The following is a 1,854-nucleotide window of genomic DNA, read 5'->3' as shown; positions in this document are numbered from 1 at the left end:
GCCATGCACGGTCACCATCCGGACGCCCGCCTGTTCGGCGCGGCGCGCCAGCATCGGCGCATTGAGCGCGTTTTCGTCCCAGCCGAGCCGCATCTTGACCGTCACCGGCACCGAAACGGCACCGACCACAGCTTCGATCAGGGAGAGCGCATGATCGAGATCGCGCATCAGCGCCGAGCCGGCATAGCCGCCCGTCACCTTCTTCGCCGGGCAGCCCATGTTGATGTCGATGATGTCGGCGCCCTCGCCGGCGGCGATTCGCGCACCCTCGGCCATGTGCGCCGCCTCGCGGCCGGCAAGCTGCACCATGTGGACGGGCAGCCCGGAATGGCGGATGCGCAGCTCGCAGCCGGCCCTGCCCTTGGCCAGTTCGCCGCTGGCCACCATTTCCGACACGACCAGCCCGGCGCCATGGTTGTGGGCGCGCTGGCGGAATGGCTCGTCGGTGATGCCCGACATCGGCGCAAGGAACACGCGGTTGCGTATCTTCACGCCGCCAATGTCGAGTGGCGAAGCCAATGTAATCAATTCAGGCATGCACAAAAACCAAGCATGTTCAATTGCTGCACATTCTCTAGCCAGATGCAAGGCATTGTGCAACGCGCAATGACGTCACATTAAGGCGCATTTTGGAAAATGCTGGCCTTCCCTTCGAGCCGCGACTAAGCCTCTCGCCATGACCGACGCAAGTGAAAATCAGGGTTGGGACGCAGACGGCAAAGTCGGCGTGGTCATCGTCGCCGCCGGGCGCGGCGCCCGTGCCGGGCAGGCCGACGGGCCGAAGCAATATCAGCGTATCGGCGGCCGCGCCGTCATCGCGCACACGCTGGAGACGTTTCTTTCACATCCGAGAATTGGCCCGGTGGTCGTGGCGATCCACGCCGACGATGCCGAACTCTTCGAGCGCGCGGCGGGAGCGAATGCCAAGCGTGTTTTCGCGGTCACTGGCGGTTCGTCTCGCCAGGCCTCGGTTCGGCTCGGTCTCCTGGCATTGAGGGATCAGGCGCCGGGAAAAGTGCTGGTGCATGACGCGGTGCGCCCGTTCCTTGATGCTGAGCTGATCGACCGCATCATCGACGCCATCGGGGAACGGCAGGGCGCGCTGCCCGCGCTGCCCGTCGCCGACACGCTGAAACGGGAATCCGCAACGGGCATGATCGAGGAGACGGTGTCGAGGGCCGGCCTGCATGCCGCGCAGACACCGCAAGGCTTTCCGTTCTGGCCGCTGCTCGCCGCACATGAGAAGGCGCATCATTTGGGCAAGTCCGAATTCACCGACGACGCAGCGATCGCGGAATGGGCGCATATTCCGGTCAAGATCGTCACCGGCTCGCCGGACAATGTGAAGCTCACCTGGGCAAGGGATATCGCGATGGCCGACCAGCGGCTTTCCAACGCGCTGCCGCGCTTTCCGGACATCCGCACCGGCAATGGCTATGATGTGCATGCCTTCGAGCCCGGCGACCATGTCACGCTGTGCGGCGTCGCCATTCCCTACGATCGAAAACTCTCCGGCCATTCGGACGCCGATGTCGGGCTGCACGCGCTTACCGACGCGCTGCTTGCCACCTGCGGCGCCGGCGACATCGGCACGCATTTCCCGCCATCGGACCCGCAATGGAAGGGCGTTGCCTCGAAGATCTTCGTCGAGCACGCCGCGAAGCTGGTGCGCGAGCACGGCGGGCGCATCGCCAATGCCGACATCACGCTGATCTGCGAAGCGCCGCGTGTCGGGCCGCATCGCGAGGCGATGACGGCGGCGCTGGCGGCGATGCTCGGCATTGCGGCCGAACGCATTTCGATCAAGGCCACGACGAACGAAAAGCTCGGCTTTGTCGGCCGCGGCGAAGGCAT

The 1,854-nt window shown here is 65.2% G+C and carries 2 protein-coding genes; one reads left to right on the top strand and one right to left on the bottom strand.

The genetic code is table 11. The features are described 5' to 3' along the window. Positions 1 to 537: tRNA-dihydrouridine synthase (locus EOA38_RS35395; protein ID WP_145966248.1), on the bottom strand; the 537-nt coding region annotated here is incomplete at its 3' end. Positions 538 to 676: 139 nt separating this feature from the next. Between EOA38_RS35395 and EOA38_RS35390 the strand changes: the two genes are divergently transcribed. Beyond that, positions 677 to 1,854 (top strand): bifunctional 2-C-methyl-D-erythritol 4-phosphate cytidylyltransferase/2-C-methyl-D-erythritol 2,4-cyclodiphosphate synthase (locus EOA38_RS35390; RefSeq protein ID WP_127301400.1); only part of this gene is annotated, 1,178 nt, incomplete at its 3' end.

It is taken from the genome of Mesorhizobium sp. M1E.F.Ca.ET.041.01.1.1 (assembly GCF_003997355.1).
Taxonomy (GTDB): Bacteria; Pseudomonadota; Alphaproteobacteria; order Rhizobiales; family Rhizobiaceae; genus Mesorhizobium.
The sequence above is the reverse complement of the archived record's forward strand: the minus strand, read 5'-3'. Positions and strand labels throughout refer to the sequence as shown.